The following is a 2,974-nucleotide window of genomic DNA, read 5'->3' on the forward strand; positions in this document are numbered from 1 at the left end:
CCAACCGCACATGACGCACCTTCTCGCCCGTCAAATTACGCCCACGCGACGCACCCGACGGACTCACCATCAACGACTCCGCCGACCACGAAACACCCGACGCAGAATCAGACGCCTCACCAATCCGCAACCCCCCGACATCCGGCAACCGCCCCGAAGACGCGGGTGTGGGGGCGAAGATGACCAGGCCGTCATCGGTGTCGGACGTGCCGGGGATGGTGGGCTGCCGGGTGGCCGCGGTCCACCGGCCCGGGGCCTGGGTGGCCGGGTCGAGGCGGGCGAGGATGCCGAGGGGAATGGACGGGTCGGCGCTGGTCAGCATCATCGGTGCGCCGTAGGCGAAGCCCGGGCGTCCGGTGTTCTGGGAGAACCGCTGGATCACCCGCGGGCTCAGCGCCCCGTCGCCCGTGGTCAGGAACAGCACCGGATTGCCCGTCGGCGTCGTGCGGTACGCGGGATCCAGTCCGAGCAGGGCCAGGAACTCGTTCTCGGAGACGGGGAGCGGGCCGCGGCCGGGCAGGTGCAGCACGATGTTGCCGGCCCGGTCGACCTCCAGCACGTTCAGCATCGGCATCGGCTTGCGCGGGCCGACCCAGTCCGGCTGGACCGGCTGCGTGGCCGTCCCGTTGGGCCCGAGCGTCATCTGCCGCACGCTGGTCCAGTTGATCCCGGCGGGCGCGGCGATGCCGGACCAGTTCACCCCCTGGACGTTCGGTCCCTGCCGCAGCAGCGCCGCCGGACCGAAGGCACCGCTCTCCTTCAGGTGATACGCCGCCAGCAGGTCGTGGTCGGAGGCGTCCAGGCCCTCCGCGGTCGCCTTGGCCATCAGTACCCACAAGGCTTCCTGCTGCGACCTGTCCCACACAGCGGCCGCGTCGAGGTGCAGCGTCCTGCGGCCCATCGCCTCCCGCTCCGCGGGCGTCATCGACCGGAAGGTCTGGGCGGTACGGGCCATGGACCAGAGCGTGGACGCCATGTGCCGGGGGGTGAACGGCGACGGGGCGGGCAGCGACTGCACGTAGCGGGTTATCCGCTCACCCTTGTCCGCCAGCTGGTCGAGGGTGATCTGGACAGCCGGTGCCGGGACCGCTTCGGTCAGCTTCGCCTGCGGATCGGCCGTGATCCGGGCCGCCGCGAAGTCGAGCAGCGCCACATACCCGGCCAGGTCGGGGGCCCGACCGGTGTGCTCCTGGACGAAGAACGCCAGCATGTCCAGCCGGAGCGGAGTGAATCCGCTGATCGACGTGTCGTTCGCCCGCATCCGCTCCAGCGCCACGATGCCGTGGAACACCCGCTCGTACCGGCCACCCGGCCCACGGTGATCCTCGATCTCGTTACCGAACACCGACCGCAACGCCCGCACCAGCCGCAGCATCGTCTTCCGCGCCTCGGGGGACACCGCACCCGGGCCACGGTGCAGCCCCGCGTCCCGCGCCAGCTGGTCCAGCTCGTGGTCCAAGGGCTCAGGGCGGTGGCTCACCACGCGCCCCGCCTCGCCCGGCGCGTCGATCACCACACGGTTGTGGTTGTCCACACCGGTTGGCCTGGTGACCGATGTCGTCTCACTCCGCATCTCGTTGGCGAAGTGCTGACCGAGCGGAACATCGTCCAGCGGATCATCGACGTGGGGCGACGGGTTGTGCGAAAGATGCTGCTGGGAGGGGTCGCCGTCCGTCGCGCCCCAGCACACCTCCAGGTGAGGCCGGTGCCCCGGCGGCAGCTCCCGCATCTCCCGCAGACCCGCGATGTACCGCGCGGCGTCCCGCTTGCCCAGCCACACCGTCCGGCCGTCACGCAGCGCGAGTTGCAGCCGCCCCGGCTTCCCGTGAGCCGCGTAGACGTAGACCGCCGAATCCGGGGTGACCTCCTCGAAACCCACCGCCTGGTGACCGCTGCCGGCCGGCGTCTTGTGCACGAGCCGCCGCATCGTGCGGAACGCCTTCAGCTGACGCTCGCGTCCGCGCAGATTGTCCCTGGTCTGCACCGAGATCTGGCCGAACCGCTCATGGCCCTCGTCCACCAGCGGCCGGGTGAACACATCGCTGTCGCGGAACGTCGTCCCGTCCAGTGCCGTCCACTCACGGTCCTCGTACGCCGTCCTCCTCGCCGGTGTGTCGAACGGCACCCAGCGCGGGACCGGCAGATTCGCATCGGGATCAATGATCACCGGACGGTGCCCGCCCGCGTCCGCGTCGGCCACCAGACGGGCCCGGCCACTGGGGCCCCATGCCTTGCGGCCCGTCCGCTCCTCCACCGCCCGCAATACGGCCTGCCGCTGGTCCCCCGCGTCCGACAGCACCAGCACGACGGGGACGTCCTTGGGCAGCTTCGCCAACTCGGGGTCGGCCGCCAGCGCGTCAGCGACCGCCTCGGCGTCCAGCACCCGGCCGTCCGGCAGCCGCACCCGCCCGTTCTCGCCCTCGGCCGCCACGACATACGCGGTGTCCGGCCACGGCGCGTCGTCCTCCGACACGATCACCGGCGACTGGCCGGGCCGGGTCTCGATGACCCGTATCTTGCCCGGCAACACCCGGCTCACGGACTTGCCCGTCCAGTTACGGCCCTGCGCACGCCCCGACGGCCCCGACATCACGGTCCGCGGCGACAACATCGGATCACTCGCGCCTGTGAACCTCCCCGACACCGCCGCAGGCTCCGGCAGGTTCACCGGCGGCGCCACCGCCGGCGCGGCCGTGCCCGGTGGCGGCGCGAACAGGGACATCTCCGCGTCCCCCGTCGTCCCACTGCCGAGCGCCTGCCCGGCAGTGGGCCCGTCCCAGGCCCGCACGCTCTGATGACTGGGGACGATCGAGAACCGGGACAGCTCCAGGTCCATACCCACCGAACCGGCCGCCGAGACCAGCAAGAACTGCAGAGCCACCGGCAACGGAGGCTCCGGCTGACCGTTGGCGGCGAAGTACGAACCGACCGCGAACCGCAGATCGCCCCACGTCAACGGCGACCGGACACCATT

General features: G+C 71.3%; 1 protein-coding gene. It reads right to left on the minus strand.

Features of this window, described 5'->3' with window-relative positions:
- Positions 1 to 2,722, minus strand: a 2,722-nt coding sequence (locus IF99_RS31345; RefSeq protein ID WP_158716684.1) for a lonely Cys domain-containing protein, incomplete at its 3' end; no start/stop codon positions are given.
- Positions 2,723 to 2,974 lie beyond the last annotated feature (252 nt).

Source organism: Streptomyces sp. NRRL F-5630, assembly GCF_000719475.1.
In the GTDB taxonomy this organism is placed as follows: domain Bacteria; phylum Actinomycetota; class Actinomycetes; order Streptomycetales; family Streptomycetaceae; genus Streptomyces.